This window comes from Legionella stuttgartensis, from assembly GCF_977063405.2.
Map to the genome: position 1 here is coordinate 416,856 of NZ_CDRUHA020000022.1, position 16,857 is coordinate 433,712.

A 16,857-nucleotide genomic window follows, 5' to 3' on the forward strand; every position below is an offset into this window, starting at 1 on the left:
CTCTACTCAGGCTAAAATAAAAGTATTATCCGAACTATTTGGTGAGTTATCTTGAAAAGCATTGGTATTAAGTATCAACTGAGAATTACCACCCTGATTCCAGCCTTTCTAGTCGCCCTACTTCTCGCTATTTTTTATAATGGACTGTTTGGTAATGACTTAAAACAACACATGTCCCGCTTAGGAGAAGCATACATCCGTCAATTACTACCTGCAGCACAATACGCGATGCTCCGGCGTGATGATCGTACTTTGCAGGGCCTAATTAATGCATCCACTATCAATCCCGAAGTAATCGCTCTAGCCTTCTACAGTAGTGATGGGCAATTGCTTGCTTATCGGGGTGGAAAACATTCTTTGAATAAACCGTTTGATCCGCCTAAATTTACGGGCGATTACATTGAAAGTAAGCAAATAAATCCTTTTACGATTAATTTCATCGCACCGGTCACCATTCCAAAATTCAATCTTTATTCAAATTCACCCTTCAAGAAGCTTCTAAGCCCCATGGCAACCCGTGCGGATGATATTTTAGGGTGGTTATCTATCGATATTGATACGCGTTCGATGATAATAAAGCGCTATCAAATGCTCATAGTCACCATCTTCATTACTTTGTTTGGTTTACTTATGGGATTAACAATTCATTACTTTCTTTCCAAACGTATTTATTTACCTATTTCCCGTTTACGTCGAAGCATGAAGCAAATTTTGCGAAATGAATTTGAAACAGAAATAAAAACAACAAGCCCAGGGGAATTAGGGATTATTGAGCAAGGCTGCTCTCATTTGCAAAAAAAATACCTCGAAACAATCCGGGATTTGAATCAACATATTGAAGTAGCCACTGAAGATCTACAACAAAGTCTCGAACTCCTGGAAGAAAAAAATATCGAGCTCTCACTTGAGAAGAAAAAAATAGAAGAAAAAAGTCGACAAAAATCTGAATTTATTGCCAATATGAGCCATGAAATCCGTACCCCTATGAATGGAGTGATTGGTTTCACCAATGTTTTATTGGAAAGCAAACTGGATCCATTACAATTGGATTATGTAAAAACGATCAAAGCCTCTGCTCAAGATTTATTAGGAATTATCAACGACATTCTCGATTTTTCCAAAATCGATGCTGGAAAACTTCACCTAGATTGCATTCCGTTAAATATTCGTCATTGTATAGATGAAGTGCTTACGCTTGCCGCACCAAATGCCCATAAAAAAGGAATTGATTTAATCCCCATAACCGATGTCAATGTTCCCAAAATTATTTTAGGTGATCCCTTCCGAATTAAGCAATTTATCACCAATTTGGTGACAAATGCGGTTAAGTTTACAGATCATGGTTATGTGTTAGTTCGTACAAAAGTAGAACAGGAAACGGATAAAGACTACACCTTAAGTATCACAATTACCGATACTGGTCTGGGCATTTCTCCTGAAGATCAAAGTAAACTCTTTACAGCCTTTAACCAGGCAGATACAAGCATTACTCGTCGTTATGGTGGATCCGGTCTTGGTTTGGTCATTTGCAAAAAACTTTGTGAGGAAATGCAAGGCCGTATTTCTTTTACAAGTGAACTCAATAAAGGGTCAAGCTTTACTGCTCAGGTCAAAGTTGAAAAATTGGCTGCCTATGAAATAGAAAGAAATCAAATACACCCTTTCGCTCATTTTAAAATGTTGTGCTTTGACGATAATTCACTGCACTTAGAAGCCCTATGCAATGGCCTAGGTTATTGGGGAATACAATGTGTCGCGGTAAACTCATTTAACCGCCTTGCGAAAGCTTTGGAAAATAACAAAGACTGTAAAATTGCTTTTCTCAACATCAACAAGGGCTATGAACAACAAATTTGCAAACTCATTTCAACACATAATTATTTCCCCTATGTATTGATTTCCAAATGGCTCATTAATGATTATACCGCTCTTGGTGCTCAGGGATTTTTATATAAGCCCATTAGTATTCAAAAACTTCAAGACGTGATTGAATCACTTACCAGCATGGAAAATGTTGAAAAACCAGTAAACCATGAATTGGATAGCCTAAGAGAACAACTGCGTTTTATGCGGCTTAATTTGCTTATTGCCGAAGACAATCCAGTGAACAAGATGCTTCTTAACTCTTTATTAGGCACTCATGCAAACATGACTGGAGTTGACGACGGCGAGATGGCTGTATCCGCTTGTAATGACAAAAAGTACGACCTTATTTTACTTGATCTACAAATGCCTAAAATAAATGGGCTGGAAGCATCTCGACTCATTCGCCAAAAATCACAACTTAATCGACATACACCCATCGTTTTAATTAGTGCAAATGGAAGTGATGTGAATAGTATTGATTTAAAAAAATCAGGCGTCGATTTTTGCTTGCAAAAGCCTATAGATGAAAAACAATTACTCACTCAAATCATCCGTATTGCCGATAAAGCAAAACATGCTGCGATCGATTGGCAATTGTGCGTACAAAAAGTATCAGGAAATCATGCGCTGGCTGAAGAGTTTCTTGCCCGCTTTGTCGAAGAGTTACATAAGAACCGTGAAGAATTCATTCAATTAATGCATGACAAAAATATTAAAAAATTAGGAGAGGCGGCACATAAGCTTCATGGAGCCTGTTGCTTTTCCGGCGTGCCAACATTACAGAAAAAAGTAGTGCATGTGGAAAAATTAGCTACACATGCTGCTTCAATCGAAGAATTAGCGACTCCTTTTGCAGAATTAATTCAAAGCATTGATGCAGTAATCAGTGAATACGAAAATCAAAAAATAAGAATTTAAAATGTCTCAGTCCCTATTTTGTAACGCCACACGAGGGTGATGGAGATGAGAATGACCTTTAACCAGGAGAAAGAATGACTATAAAAAATGCGATATATGCTCAATCAGGTGGTGTAACCGCCGTAATAAATGCATCTGCATGTGGTGTGTTACAAACCGCTCGGTTATATCCGCAACAGATTGGCAAAGTGTATGCAGCTAAAAATGGAATTATTGGTGCGTTACATGAAGAACTTATTGATACCTCGCTTGAAAGTGACGCAGACATTGCCAAATTATTGCAAACTCCTTCTGGAGCCTTCGGTTCATGTCGCTACAAACTCAAAGATGAAGGTGCAGAATATGAGCGTCTGATTGAGGTGTTTAAAGCGCATAATATAGGTTATTTTTTCTATAATGGTGGTGGTGACTCACAAGATACCGCTCATAAGATATCGCAGTTAGGAACCAAAATGGGATACCCACTCACCTGCATTGGAATACCCAAAACTGTTGATAATGATCTTCCCTACACAGATACTTGTCCAGGATTCGGCTCGGTAGCTAAATATGTAGCTGTCTCCACCAGGGAGGCGGGTTTTGATGTTGCTTCAATGGCAGCCTCATCAACCAAGGTTTTTATTCTTGAAGTAATGGGCCGTCATGCAGGCTGGATTGCAGCAGCAAGCGGATTGGCAAGTCAACAACCTGATGAGCCTCCCCACATTATTTTATTGCCTGAAGTTCCTTTCCACCAGGCAAAATTTCTGAATAAGGTTGATGAATGTGTCAAGACCTATGGCTATTGTGTGGTGGTCGTTTCAGAAGGCATTCGTAATACAGAAGGTAAATTCTTAAGCGATGCAGGGCTACGTGATGCGTTTGGTCACGCTCAGTTAGGTGGTGTGGCACCGGTCATTGCTCAGCTCATCAAAACCGAACTGAATTATAAATACCACTGGGCAGTTGCAGATTACTTACAACGTGCTGCTCGTCATATCGCTTCAAAAATGGATCTTGAACAAGCTTATGCTCTTGGCAAAGCTGCAGTAGAGTATGCCATCAAAGGGCATAACGCCATTATGCCCATTATTATCCGTGAGCAAGATGAACCCTACCAATGGTCCATCGGCCATGTTCCCTTGGCTAATGTTGCCAATCAGGAAAAAGCGATGCCTGCTGAATATATAGGGGCCGATGGAATGAGTATTACCGATGCATGTAGAAGATATTTGTCACCGCTGATACAAGGAGAGGCATACCCGGAGTACATAAATGGACTACCTGATTACGTCCGATTAAAGAATCAATTAGTCCCCAAGATTCTGAAATAATCGCACTCAAAATCCCTATTTTTAAGTTCAACAAACTCCCTTCTCTCCCAAGGGGAGAAGGTGCCCGTTCAGGGCGCATGAGGGACATTAGCCCCCCTAGCCCTCTCCCATTACTGGGAGTGGGGAATTTACTTTTAATTTAAAACCCGAGAGTTGAACTACGCATCACCAGACCACAGAGAAACAAATTATTAAAAATAGTCTTAGTTATATATATCAAGCAACCCACTACACATCTGCTACAATTAGTATAGAGGCAAGTAAAGAGGACTTCCTTTTCTAGCCATGGCAGGTTGTATTTGGCCTATTTGGGTTGTAAGCTATTGATAAATGGCATTTTATTTGCATATTTATCGTTGTACCAATCATTAGGAGCAGATAATGAAAGAAAAAGGCTTTACTTTAATTGAATTAATGATAGTGGTGGCAATCGTAGGTATTCTTGCAGCAATTGCTATACCTGCGTACCAGGATTACGTCGTCAGAGCACGAGTTACCGAAGGGTTAAGTATTGCCTCTTCAGCAAAAACTACTGTTTCTGAAAATGCATCGACTGGGGCTAACTTAGACTTGGGTTGGAATTTTGCAAACCCGACTGCTAATGTGCAAAGTATTATTGTTACTCCCGCTACCGGTGTAATCACAGTCACCTATACAGCTCAGGCGCAAAACGTGGTCCTTACCTTAACCCCAACAGCGAATGGAGCAGCCCTTGTTCCTGGAACACCACCAACAAGTCCGATTGAATGGACTTGCAGGGTAAATAATGCCGCCAATGATCGATACGTCCCTGCAAACTGCAGAGTTTAATCGTATCATATTTAAAAAGCCGCTTTATGGCGGCTTTTTTATTGTAAGTTTAATTTAAAAAAGAGTTGAATATGTCACGTAAAAATCGTATTGAACAATTAGTAAAGCAAGAGTTGGTTCCAATTTATTTAAATGTCGAAGATGAATCAGGGAATCATCATGTTCCTGAGGGGGCCCAAACTCATTTCAAACTTACTGTTGTTTCTTCACAATTTACCGATTTATCGCGAGTTGCACGACATAGACTTTTAAATCAATTGCTCAAAGAAGAATTTGAGCTTGGGTTACACGCCTTAAGCATGCATTTATTTACTCCCGATGAATGGAAAAGCAGAGGTAACAGTGTATTGAACTCTCCAGTATGTAAAGGTGGTTTTAATAAAGAAAGTAACAATACCTAATTTTGGTTTTAGTGATCTTAAAGAATCTATAACCTATGCTATTTAATCCAAATGCTTTATTTAAATCGAGATGAAAACGGCATGTTTTTTGCTTTTTATTCATGAGGTTAGGATACCTTCTTCATAATCTAAAAAGGATTAAACATGAAAATAGAAGCATATAAAGCGCAATTTATCGAATTTACCGAACAAGCTATGAAATTACGCGACCATTTCAAATCAACAGCTGATTTACAACAAAAAATAACGAAGCTCAGCGGCCAAGCCGTAGAGTTTTATAAAGAGAACAGCGATCACAAAGAATCCGATTATCAATTAAAAATAGAAATTTTTCTTGAGTTCGATAATTTTTTAAAAACAATTAAACGCGAGTTTTTATCTGAATCCAAAGAGAAAGGGAAATCCTTTTTTAATAGTACGAAACACCTTAAAAAAGATGATTCCCATGAGACGGTGTCCAGTTTAGAAAACTCTATAACGCTTTGAATTTAAATATTATTGACAGGTTTTTAGCTATTTATATCACTTAAATTTCAACTGTCAAAAACCTGTCAGTGACAATAAAAAAAAAAGAACAAAGTGTAATCCGAAGATATAAAAGAGTTCCATAGTTTGTTACTTTACATAAAAGTAACAAAGGTTAACTCTTTATGATAAAATAAACAGTAACGTCCTTCACCAACTTCCTATATAATGCCTTCCATTTTTAATAAGTCGTTTTAATTAATGAACAATTGGTCTTCTGAAAAAATATCTGTATTTGCTTTGGTCTTACTCATAACGGGTGCAATCGACAGCATTAGAAATCTGCCGGGAACCGCCCTATTCGGTTCTTCATTAATTTTTTTCTTTATCTTTTCCGCAATTGTTTTTTTAATTCCTGTTGCGCTAGTAGCAGCTGAGTTATCCTCAACCTGGTCTGATGAAGAAGGTGGAATTTATAGTTGGGTAAAACATGCCTACGGCGAAAATTTAGCCTTTTTTACCATTTGGCTACAATGGATCAATACATTAGTCTGGTATCCCACTATTTTATCCTTTATTGCAGGGGTGTTGGCCTATTTAATAAATCCTGAATTAGCCCAAAATAAATACTATTTAATCACAGTAATCCTAGTTATCTTTTGGTCATTAACTCTAATCGCCCTATCTGGCTTAAGGGCCTCGGCTCACTTTGCAGGTCTTTGCGCCATATTGGGAATGATATTGCCTATGGGCTTTATTATTGTTCTAGCACTGATTTGGGTCCTTAAAGGGAATCCAATAGCAATTGATATGAGTTTGTCCCATTTAATACCGCACTGGAAAGACAGCCAATCTTGGGTATCACTCACTGCTATAATGACTTCGTTTTTGGGTATGGAACTCGCTGCAGTGCATGTTCGTAACGTACATAAGCCACAAACTAATTTTCCGCGAGCAATGTTTTGTTCTGTGCTGCTTATCTTAACCACAATGATTTTTGGTTCTTTAGCTATAGCCTTCGTACTACCCAAAGAAAAAATTAGCCTTATTGATGGAGTACTCCAAGCCTTTACTAACTTTTTCCATGCTTATAATCTAGAATGGCTTTTACCAATCCTTATAGCCTTACTTCTATTAGGAAGTTTAGGAAGTATGATCAATTGGATAATTTCACCTGCTAAAGGGCTACTCATGGCAGCCAATCATAATTTCCTTCCAAAGTTTATGTGTCAATTAAATAAACGAGGCATGGCGTCGCGAATATTAATTACACAGGCTATTCTAGTAACGCTCCTATGTAGTGGCTTCCTGCTATTTCCTAGTGTGAATGCCATCTATTGGTTATTTACTGCTTTAAGTACCGAACTCTACATCATGATGTATGTTCTGATGTTTATTGCAGCATGGAAATTAAAAAGCAAATATGCCCACATTGAAAGACCTTTTGCGATACCAGGGAAAAAATTCGGTTACTATTTAACCTGTATTTTGGGCTTATCTGGATGTACTATGACTCTAATCGTAGGCTTCATCCCGCCCGTAGAATTTATGAACTTTGGTAGTGCCTCACATTTTCGCTTGGTTTTTTCTGTGGGCATCGTGATCATGATGATTCCTGCATTTTTACTGTACTGGCGTAAAAGATATATTACAAAATCATAAAATATGCATAGCCCGGGTTCTCCATGCTGCACCCGGGCTACAATGCTATAAAATTAAGCGATAATCTTCTGTTACAACTCATCCTTTTCTTCTAATGGAATAACTCGAGCTTCATGCTCCAACATCACAGGAATATCGTCGTGAATAGGAAAGGCCAAGCGATCGAATTTACAAATAAGTTCTTGCTTCTTAAGCAATAATTTTCCCTTACATAAAGGACACACTAATATTTCCAATAATTTTTTATCCACAAAATTCTCCTATGAGCTTAAGTCACTTTATTTCGTACATATACAGGCTGCGCTTGAGCAGCTGAAAGAGGTTTCAGTCCAGAACATTTAACAAACTGAATCATGGCTGCCGCAGAAGGATTAATCGTTATTTTATCACTTATTAGTGATTTAATTTCTGGGGTAAAATCATTCCAATATGCATCAATTCCAACTCCTGCAAGAATTACAGCGTGCTTCTCGGGGACGCGAAGTTCTTGCACTGAATTAACATGCTCCTCAGCGTTCCATTGATTCTCGTCAAAATAAGCCCAGTACATCTCGTGCATACGGGCATCTAGAACCGCCAATACGGCTACATTGTTCGTTTGCTTTTGTTGACGAACTGACCAAACAATCGCAGCCAGACTACTCACTGGAATCAATTGCAAGTCATTCGCATAAGCCAGACCTTTTGCAATACTGCATGCGATGCGTAAACCGGTAAAACTACCAGGGCCTCGACCAAATACTATGGCGTCTAGCTGGTTCATGTGTAAACCTGCATTCCCCATCAACCTATCGATCATCGGTAAAATAAATTGCGCATGTGTTTTTTGATTACTTTGTTCCTCACAAAGTAACTCTTCTCCAGTAAACAAAGCAACACTGGCTGTTTCTGTAGATGTATCAATCGCTAGCAGTTTCATAATCCAGCTCTAATTCTCTAATAAAGTTAAGCACTTTTTGTTCATCACGAGTTTTCGGTAATTGAGGCAAGCTGGCCAAGATACGACCACCATAATCTCTACTGGTTAGACGAGGATCCGCAATCATTAAAACACCTTTATCAGTATTGTCGCGAATTAAACGTCCTACCCCTTGCTTTAAAGCAATTACTGCTCCAGGTAAAGATAACTCATCAAAACCCGACAAACCTTTTTCCTTTAAATAAGCCATTCTCCCGCGAACCACCGGATCCGCTGGACTAGAAAAAGGTAATTTATCAATAATAACACACGAAAGAGCTTCTCCTTTAACATCCACTCCTTCCCAAAAAGTTGCTGTACCTAATAAAACAGCATTGCCAAGTTGCCTAAAACGCTCCAGTAAAATGGGTTTTGCCTCGGTACCTTGAATCAATAAGGGGTAGTTTAAGATATTGCCCATCATTTGAGCAACTTGTTTTAACGCTTTATGACTGGTAAATAGAAAAAAGCAGCGACCACCCAAAGCTTCAATTAGAGGAATCGCCCGAGAAACTAATAATTCATAATAAGTTAAATCCTTAGGATCAGGTAATCCCCTGGGCAAATACAGCACCGCCTGTTGTCGAAAATCAAAAGGACTCGGTAATAATAGAGTCTTAGCGTCAACCAAGCCTAAAGGTTTACAAAAGCAATCAAAAGAGTCAGCTATAGTTAAAGTTGCTGAAGTAAATACATAAGTACACTCTTGGCGTTTGAGTAAATCGCTAAATGGTTCAGCCACATCATAGGGAGTAACATGAAAAACTAAAGTATGTTTAAAACGCTCGAGCCAACGTATTCTATTATTACTTTCTTGAGTAAAAAATAATAAGACCCGCGTTAACTCCATCAATCGCTCTTTACAACGCGCAAGACCAGGAATTTCTGCAAGTGAGAGGTCACTGAAGCATTCCATCACTTCGTCTTTTAATGCCAACCACTCATTCCAAACACTCATAAAGGATTTGTTATATTTTATTTCTTCCCAGCTGATTCGGTCATCCATTCCGGGCAAATTACTCAATAACTCATCCATTAACTTATCTGCTTTATGGCTTAATGCTTTTAAAGGTTGATTTGCGAGATCTACAACAGGCCATTCTTTAATAAGATCATCCAATAAATCACGAAATTGGCGTGTGCCAATTCGCTCGCCATTAAAATGAGTGGCTATTTCAGCAAGCTGATGCGCCTCATCAAAAATAATTACATCCACTCCAGGCAATAACTCCCCAAAGCCCTCTTCCTTCAAGCGTGAATCAGCAAAAAAAAGATGATGATTAATCACAACTACATCAGCATCCAATGCACGTTTACGAGCCTTGAGTAAAAAACATGTATCATGATTGGGGCATTCAACACCCAAGCAATTATCTACTGTTGACGTCACATAAGGCCAAACCGGAGAATCTTCACTTAACTCAGGTAACTCCGATCGATCACCGTTTTTCATTTGCGATAATTTGCTGCGTACATGCGCAACTTCATGGGCACATTGTGGGCTTTGAAATTGCCCTTCCTCGGAATGTAACTCAACGCGGTATTGACATATATAATTCGAGCGTCCTTTGAGATTTTGGATCCGCGCAGAAAGACCCAAAGCTCTTACTAAAGTGGGTAAATCTTTTTGATAGAGTTGATCTTGTAATGTTTTGGTTGCTGTAGAAATCAGCGCTTTTTTTCCACTTAACAAACAAGGGAGCAAGTAGGCAAAGGTCTTACCGGTTCCTGTCCCCGCCTCAGCAATTAGAATTGATTTCTCTTCAATTGCCGTAGCAATTGCTACAGCCAAATCGGACTGTGGCTTTCGCGCCACAAATCCAGGAATGGCAGTGGAAAGTCGACCATTCTCACTAAGAAACCGCTGACACGATTCAGCAAGCGGCGTGATTTCTACCACTCTTTTTGTAAATATTGAAGTTTATCCTTAACCTCTTCCCAATCTTTGGCATCGGGCGGTCCATCTTTTTTAGCAGTAATATTAGGCCATGTTTTAGCAAGTTCAGCATTTAATTCTTTAAATTGCTGTTGGTCGGAAGTTAAATCATCTTCAGAAACAATCGCATTGACCGGGCATTCAGGTTCACACAAGGCACAATCGATGCATTCATCGGGATGAATCACTAAAAAGTTCGGTCCCTCATAAAAACAATCCACAGGACATACTTCAACACAATCAGTGTACTTGCACTTAATACAACTTTCTGTTACTACAAAAGTCATGATAACCCTTTCTTATACTGGAAATAATCAATATTAAATCATAAAACAGACTATTTAAGATAGTAGTTTTCTTAGTAATTAAATCATCTAAAATGGTCTTCATAAACTAAAATGCCCTTATGGGTTTAGATATAAATTTCGAAAAATCAGCATGTTGCAATTATCCCTCTTCTGTTCAATTGTATTTCTTGAAAGATATATAGGACTATGTTGTAATTTTACCCAATTTTTAAAATTACTGATGCGATTGATATTTAAAATCTCACTAATTTTTTTCTTAGCCAGAAAAAATGAAATCCCCTAGTGAAAATAAATATTAACTCCATTTTTCTGATTTTTGACGTCGGAGTACCCATGGGATTAAAAATAGAACCAATTAGTGCGAAACACCGAAAGCTAAGAAGACTGATACAGGAATTTAATAAAATATCGGACGAAGATGTAGTCCAGCGTTTATACTACTTACAAAAGATCAATTATGCCATCAATTCAACCCCTATATCTGAGGGGGAGTTTAAGTGGCTTTCAGCAAGGGATAAGGATAGTTGGCAAGCCCATCTGGAGGCCTATGGAATAAATCCTGATGGTTCGTTCCTTTTAAAAGGGTTCCAATTTGCAAACGCTGTAGCGAAGCAAATCGCAGCGTCTAAGTTTAGAGCAAGTGAAGGCGAAGACATCTATCAGTTAATGCAAAAGCGAGACGCATTATTAAAAAGCACCGAACCTTTTGAACAAGTGAAAAACGAATTTTTGGCCATAAGTTATCGTCTTAATCTATTGGCTGAGAAGAATGCCATTCTGAAAAAGGAACTGGATGAACATAAGCAAATTTTACACTTGGCTAAAGAGAAAATTAGTGCCATTAAAGGTGAAATTGATCTAAGTAGTTCCGAATATATGACTGAACCGCTCGGCGAAAAGCAAGTCAATAATCATAATTATAAATTCAAAATGAAACGTTGGGAAAAGTACCTGGTTTTTCGCGTAGAAGACCGAAATGATTTGAGTTTTGAACAAGACCTTCATTCTTTTCCAGTAGCAAAATATTTCGTCAATGATGCTGCTCTATTTATGATGCAATTCGAAAGCGAACACAGTAAAGAAATTGAATACAAGCCTGTAGTAATAAGCCAATTTGCCGAGCAAGGAAGTTTAGTGAATGTCGCAAAAACACTGAAGGGTGAGTCACAACAAAAAATCGCGGCAACAGCACAATTTTATTTTAAACAAATTAACAATTTTTTACTTGAACTCGAAAAAGCAAATGCTTACCATCCCGATATTAAATTAAGTAATTTTTTGGTGCACCAGAACAAATTACTGGTCAGTGATCGCAAAACGTTTGTCCGTTCCGCCCAACCACTTGCCAGCGACCTACGTAGTACTCCGCGTTATGCACCACCTCAGTATCTTGCTTGTCTCGATGACAAATGTGAGGATTACAGGCCTAAAGCACGTACAACGCACATCGACATAAAGCAATTAATGTCATATCAACTGGGGAAAATGCTCAAAGAATTTCTGATCGTGACCCAACTTGGTGAACTACCCACAAAGTCTGGCAAAGAACACCGTAATGTACTTGCACATTTTCACAAACCCAATCGTGCCATTACCAACTTTTCCATACTTATTGATGAACTAACACGTTTTGATGAGGGGAAACGGCTTACAATAGAACAGTTCAATAGATTACTCCCCTTTCTTAACCATAAAACTGACTTTTTCTATCAACAAATTGAACTGCAATTATCTTCAGAAACATTAGACATTGATGGTGAATTAAAAGAGGTGAAAAAACTCCTAAATTCCAATAAGTTCAAAGGTATAAACTATTTGGCGCGAGCAAATGTAATTTTTTCTGCCATTTCAGAACGCACTCCTAGTGAACCACGTCTAAACTATATTGCGGAAAAGTTAGCAACTAAATGTTATCAAAAATATTCGAAGAACTATTTTTCTGGAATTTCTCAGGAAATTGAAGCAGCCCTTCTTACAAATGATTGGAACTCTGCGAGCTGGTGGAGACAAATGGTCCAAACTCTCTCATGGGGCTTTTTCAGAGTTCCAAGAGTAACCACCGCAGACCAGATAAAGATTTCACTTGATTATAATGATCAAAACTTTCAAACTCATTTTCATCAATTTGAATTCTTGCCTGCAGAAGAACTTGATAGTTTGGGCATCACTGAAGCAGATAACTTTAAAGAGTACTTTAAGGTACATTTTGATGAGATAAGAGCATTAAATAACAAGGAGGCAAACCGTGCGGAAGAGGAGCTTGCTGCTCAAGCATCAGGAGTTTCCAAGGATTCAGGTACTATTTCCTCCTCCCGAAAAAAACAAAAGGAAGATGAGTCATCTGAGGAGTTCTTACCATCTGATACGATGGTTGTAAAGAACGTTACTGAAGAAAAAAATACTAAGACATCAGAAGAAGGATCCTCTCCTTTGAAAAGCTCTGCTGATGCCCCTCCTTCCACTGAGCCACAAAAAACCACCTCTCAAACTGAAGAGAAACCAGGACATCAAAGAAAAACATCAGTTACTCTTGCAGAAAACTATAGATTTTTTGCGGCGCTTGCAAACGGCTATAAGGACATAGATAACCCGGGAGTTAGAAGAAGGTCTATTCGTAAAGTCGGCCCCACTCTTTTCAGGGGAGAGATAATATCACGGGTTGACGAGATTTTTCAGCCCCCATCACATTCCAAACCCACTGAATCAGAAGCCCCAGGTATTGGCTTCTAATGAAGAGCTCAAGGAAGAGCGCTCACTTCCAGAACTTATTTTTTAGCCTTTAAACTTAATAAGAAAAATCAAGCACGCTAAGTGATTGTATTTTTATGTGGTTTTCATCTGTATTGGTATTGATTATTATACGTAAAATCCCTAATGTACTTTTTGACCAAAAATAAAAAAGTTGTCTATATTATAAATAGGTCAAATTGGTTTTATAAGGATATAACCAATGGAGTTGGAGCAAAAAAACAGGATTATTAAACGTTTTTTAAAAGAAAAAAGTGAAGATCCTGTTGCAGTAGAACTGCAAGACACCGATCTGGCTCTTTATGCCGATCTGGATAAGTTATTAGATCATATCGATCTTCATAATAATGGATTGTTTAACCTGCAAACTCTTGAAGCAGACCAGGACCAATGGCGAGATTTTTGTAGTGTCATTAAATATTCTGCTGCTTTTGAAAAAGGAGGATCCCCTCCTGTATTAAAAAGCGTTGATCTCAAAAAAGCAGAAGAAGGCTTACGTTATACTTTAAATGCACATGAAATTATTCAATTACCGAAAGATAATTACTACGACCGCCCAACCAATATACCTCAAGATATTGATGTTGAGTTGGATGATTTGATAGTTAATAGCAGAGCAAAGCTTTATACCCTGACCCAAACCTTTCCAGAAGCTAAACCCTTTGAGGCATCCAACTCAATACAAATTTCAGCATTAATTCAGCGCTATGAAGAAGAGATAGCACGGCTCGCTAATGATAATTCAGAACGAGAAAAGGCAGAAAAAAAATTAAATATCCTCTTGGATCTTAATAAAATAAACGAATTAAAGCGAATTAATATTCCCCAAGACAATGGACCAGACCTTTGCTATTGCACCTTACAAGAAAACGTAGGGGGCGTCACAGAAAAAATCTCCTTAATCAGTCTGGAAAGAGTAAAAAAACAATTGGGGCGTCTATGTAGTAATTTGGATGATCTCAGCATTGAGAACTATCATACTGGACGAGAGCAATATAAGCTCAGTACGCAAGCCATTATAAAATTACCCAAACGTGGCGATATTAAAGAAATACAACATGAAGCAATGGCACTCAATATTTCTCGACTACTGAAATTAGATACAACCGACGCGACTACAATTTGCCATAATGGACATCCTGCATTATTTATTCCTTTTGAAGAGATTCGTTTGCTTAGTGAATTTTCTTTAGGGAAAACATTTTACTCATGGTTAGCAGGGAAAACCTATACTCATTACTCAACCATTAAAGCCTTAGGTGAAGGGATTCAAGCTGATTGTTTTATTAATGATTTTGGCGATGTCCTTGGTTTGCTTTATCTATGTAGCGATACCGATACAATAGGCGGCAACTGTCAAAACAAGGCATTAAGAAATGCGAAATCACTTTTTATTTTTGACCAGTCCCTTATGGATACCCACAAATTTATTCTTGATTCACGATTATGTCTGATACCTGGGGAATTTCTTAAAAGACATACTCGCCATGGTTTGGGACGCAATCGCACCATCATTGAAGACTCGTCCATGTGTTCCAAATTTCATAGCATCATGCAATTACGCGCAATAGGCGATAAAATGATTCAATACATAACTCATATCGCATGGCAGCATCACAAGCAACAAGTCCGAATTAAACGACAATTTAAAAAGCAACTAAGTATTGAAAAACAAAGCCAATTAACTACATATTTAAGCGACTTGATCATTCTTGAAAAAGATGCAGAGCTACTACGAACTCGAATAACGGAGCGTCTTAAGTCTATCGACGAGGTGCTGCCACAAACAACAGGGAATATAAGTTTTCTTGATATAAGACAAGCCTTAATTTTTGAAAAACTACTGCATAACCCCATATTATTTAGTGACGATAGCCGCCCTTTTAAATATCCATGGACTTATAGACAGCAGAATAAAATTAAGAAAATAGAAGAGTTCGGGGATAACTTAATCCAACTGACTTTTAGTGACAAAGTTTCTTCGGCCATGCTGGATTTTATTAAACGCCGTGGTGGGGGTGAATCGATTACGAGTACCTCTGCTAAAACAATAACCCTAACTAAAACTCATTTGGCAGCCTTAAGAGAAGACTTACTTCATCCTGAGCATCAACTAGTCCTGGATCTTTCTACAAACTATTTAGATCCAGCTGATTTGGCGATAATCAAAGAAGCCTATAATGCCGGAAATAGAACTTATGTTATGAACGCGATTACAACTTATCGTGAAAAAATGAATTCTTCGATTTCCACTGATGAAAAATTGAAATGCATTGTTGAGACAGAGAAACAACTCAAAGAACTCATTGATGCGGCCTATGATAAAGGCTTTGGTATGCATGTCATTAAAAAATTCTTTTTTGACGCGCAACAACAATTACAAAAGATGATGCCTCCTTTAAAAACCCCAATGAATCTCAATGAAGCATTTATTGCTGCATTGAGGCTGGATAGAGTATCTGAATTTAATGCTGTAGTATTAGAAGCAGTAAGACAAAATAAAATAACAAATTTACAATTCACCGACTTTCTGGACGAATGCATTCTCAGAGTGGGAGCCGCGACAAATTACACTCAAGCACAACATGAAAGTCGAATGCTCTCAAGCTCTGCGAAAAAAGTACTACCCCAATTAGAGGCATTTTTAATGCCTTGGATGCAAGTTTTAACAACAAGTTTGCATAAAAATGGATTGAATCAGGCTGAATCAATAGATTTTACTGAAGCAAAGCAAGAGAGAAGAGAAGATGAGTGGATAGCAAAACCATCACCGAACTCATCATTGGATATGTTACAAGAAGAACAATTAAAGATATCATGTAATTGATAAGTCAAGGAGACTTTTTTACTAAAATGCAGTTAATGGAGCTACTATGCCTATACATGAGAGACGTCAACATTTTCGGGTAGAAGATCATATTTATTTTAACTACCGAATTATGGAACCGGGGGAACTGTGTCCTGATCGCGCAGTTGTGGACCAACTTTTAGGAAAAAATGGACAACGATATCTTGAGGCAGCACATTATTTTCAAGAAATTGATTATGAGTTGGCTGAATTGACCCAAGTCATTGCCCTTAAAGAGCCAACCATAGCCCATTACCTTAACCTGCTCAATGCTAAAATAGATTATTTATCACGACAAATGTTGATGACAAATACTATTCAGCTACGTAAGGTTAACATTAGTCTAGGTGGAATGGCATTTAAAACACCCGATCTCGTTAAAGAGAGAACCCTGTTAAAATTGGTGATCTATACTAAACCCAAAATGATACCCATTATCGTTGAAGGGACTGTAGTCTATAGTCAATACCAAAACGAACATAATTACCGAACAGCAGTATCTTTTAACGGTTTAACCAATGAACAGGAGCAAATTTTATCCCAGCATATTTTATTGGCACAGGCAAAACATCGTTCAGACTAAAATAAATATTTAACTACACAATTGCCGAATAACACGTAAAC

General features: G+C 38.1%; 13 protein-coding genes. 9 read left to right on the forward strand and 4 right to left on the reverse strand.

All coding sequences use genetic code 11. The features are described 5' to 3' along the window. The first annotated feature begins 48 nt into the window (after positions 1-48). From letS to ACWTEW_RS07505, 6 genes are all read left to right on the forward strand, one after another. Entirely contained in the window at positions 49-2,784 is a 2,736-nt protein-coding gene (letS, locus tag ACWTEW_RS07480) for a two-component system sensor histidine kinase LetS (protein WP_454781280.1), read from the forward strand. A 74-nt stretch (positions 2,785-2,858) separates the two neighbouring features. Beyond that, complete coding sequence (locus ACWTEW_RS07485; RefSeq protein WP_454781073.1) at positions 2,859-4,097, forward strand: 6-phosphofructokinase; 1,239 nt, start codon at positions 2,859-2,861, stop codon at positions 4,095-4,097. 381 nt (positions 4,098-4,478) lie between these two features. Then, positions 4,479-4,907 carry a pilin gene (locus ACWTEW_RS07490; protein WP_454781074.1) on the forward strand — a complete coding sequence of 143 codons (429 nt, stop codon included), beginning with the start codon at positions 4,479-4,481 and terminating at the stop codon, positions 4,905-4,907. Between the two features lie 71 nt (positions 4,908-4,978). Further along, the gene (locus ACWTEW_RS07495) at positions 4,979-5,308 is read left to right on the forward strand and encodes a BolA family protein (RefSeq protein WP_454781075.1); all 330 of its coding nucleotides are present in this window, start codon (positions 4,979-4,981) and stop codon (positions 5,306-5,308) included. 144 nt (positions 5,309-5,452) lie between these two features. After that, positions 5,453-5,794: a hypothetical protein gene (locus ACWTEW_RS07500; RefSeq protein ID WP_454781076.1), complete on the forward strand. Its 342-nt coding sequence runs from the start codon at positions 5,453-5,455 to the stop codon at positions 5,792-5,794. A 240-nt stretch (positions 5,795-6,034) separates the two neighbouring features. Next, positions 6,035-7,435: an APC family permease gene (locus tag ACWTEW_RS07505; protein ID WP_454781077.1), complete on the forward strand. Its 1,401-nt coding sequence runs from the start codon at positions 6,035-6,037 to the stop codon at positions 7,433-7,435. A gap of 71 nt (positions 7,436-7,506) precedes the next feature. On the opposite strand, the gene ACWTEW_RS07510 is transcribed toward ACWTEW_RS07505, so the two are convergent. The 4 genes from ACWTEW_RS07510 to fdxA are packed head-to-tail and all read right to left on the reverse strand — an operon-like array spanning position 7,507 to position 10,616. Beyond that, positions 7,507-7,686 carry a Trm112 family protein gene (locus tag ACWTEW_RS07510; RefSeq protein ID WP_182390963.1) on the reverse strand — a complete coding sequence of 60 codons (180 nt, stop codon included), beginning with the start codon at positions 7,684-7,686 and terminating at the stop codon, positions 7,507-7,509. A 17-nt stretch (positions 7,687-7,703) separates the two neighbouring features. Continuing rightward, positions 7,704-8,354 carry a tRNA (adenosine(37)-N6)-threonylcarbamoyltransferase complex dimerization subunit type 1 TsaB gene (gene tsaB, locus ACWTEW_RS07515; RefSeq protein WP_454781078.1) on the reverse strand — a complete coding sequence of 217 codons (651 nt, stop codon included), beginning with the start codon at positions 8,352-8,354 and terminating at the stop codon, positions 7,704-7,706. Beyond that, positions 8,335-10,293 (reverse strand): DNA repair helicase YoaA, encoded by a 1,959-nt coding sequence (yoaA, locus tag ACWTEW_RS07520; RefSeq protein WP_454781079.1) that lies wholly within the window; start codon positions 10,291-10,293, stop codon positions 8,335-8,337. The genes tsaB and yoaA overlap by 20 nt, the downstream gene beginning before the upstream one ends. Continuing rightward, positions 10,287-10,616 carry a ferredoxin FdxA gene (fdxA, locus tag ACWTEW_RS07525; protein ID WP_454781080.1) on the reverse strand — a complete coding sequence of 110 codons (330 nt, stop codon included), beginning with the start codon at positions 10,614-10,616 and terminating at the stop codon, positions 10,287-10,289. Before fdxA ends, yoaA begins: the two co-directional genes overlap by 7 nt. Positions 10,617-10,919: 303 nt before the next feature. On the opposite strand from fdxA, the gene legK7 reads away from it, so the two are divergent. From legK7 to ACWTEW_RS07540, 3 genes are all read left to right on the forward strand, one after another. Beyond that, entirely contained in the window at positions 10,920-13,367 is a 2,448-nt protein-coding gene (legK7, locus tag ACWTEW_RS07530; protein WP_454781081.1) for a LegK7 family Dot/Icm T4SS effector kinase, read from the forward strand. A gap of 220 nt (positions 13,368-13,587) precedes the next feature. After that, complete coding sequence (locus tag ACWTEW_RS07535) at positions 13,588-16,212, forward strand: hypothetical protein (RefSeq protein ID WP_454781082.1); 2,625 nt, start codon at positions 13,588-13,590, stop codon at positions 16,210-16,212. Positions 16,213-16,258: 46 nt separating this feature from the next. After that, positions 16,259-16,816, forward strand: a complete 558-nt coding sequence (locus ACWTEW_RS07540) for a PilZ domain-containing protein (RefSeq protein WP_454781083.1) — start codon at positions 16,259-16,261, stop codon at positions 16,814-16,816. Positions 16,817-16,857 lie beyond the last annotated feature (41 nt).

What these genes read in the sequence shown, in the direction of transcription:
- ACWTEW_RS07485 (WP_454781073.1), top strand. Translation starts at nt 2,859, where the DNA reads ATGACTATAAAAAATGCGATATATGCTCAATCAGGTGGTGTAACCGCC.
- ACWTEW_RS07490 (WP_454781074.1), top strand. Translation starts at nt 4,479, where the DNA reads ATGAAAGAAAAAGGCTTTACTTTAATTGAATTAATGATAGTGGTGGCA.
- ACWTEW_RS07495 (WP_454781075.1), top strand. Translation starts at nt 4,979, where the DNA reads ATGTCACGTAAAAATCGTATTGAACAATTAGTAAAGCAAGAGTTGGTT.
- ACWTEW_RS07500 (WP_454781076.1), top strand. Translation starts at nt 5,453, where the DNA reads ATGAAAATAGAAGCATATAAAGCGCAATTTATCGAATTTACCGAACAA.
- ACWTEW_RS07505 (WP_454781077.1), top strand. Translation starts at nt 6,035, where the DNA reads ATGAACAATTGGTCTTCTGAAAAAATATCTGTATTTGCTTTGGTCTTA.
- tsaB (WP_454781078.1), bottom strand. Translation starts at nt 8,354, where the DNA reads ATGAAACTGCTAGCGATTGATACATCTACAGAAACAGCCAGTGTTGCT.
- fdxA (WP_454781080.1), bottom strand. Translation starts at nt 10,616, where the DNA reads ATGACTTTTGTAGTAACAGAAAGTTGTATTAAGTGCAAGTACACTGAT.
- ACWTEW_RS07535 (WP_454781082.1), top strand. Translation starts at nt 13,588, where the DNA reads ATGGAGTTGGAGCAAAAAAACAGGATTATTAAACGTTTTTTAAAAGAA.
- ACWTEW_RS07540 (WP_454781083.1), top strand. Translation starts at nt 16,259, where the DNA reads ATGCCTATACATGAGAGACGTCAACATTTTCGGGTAGAAGATCATATT.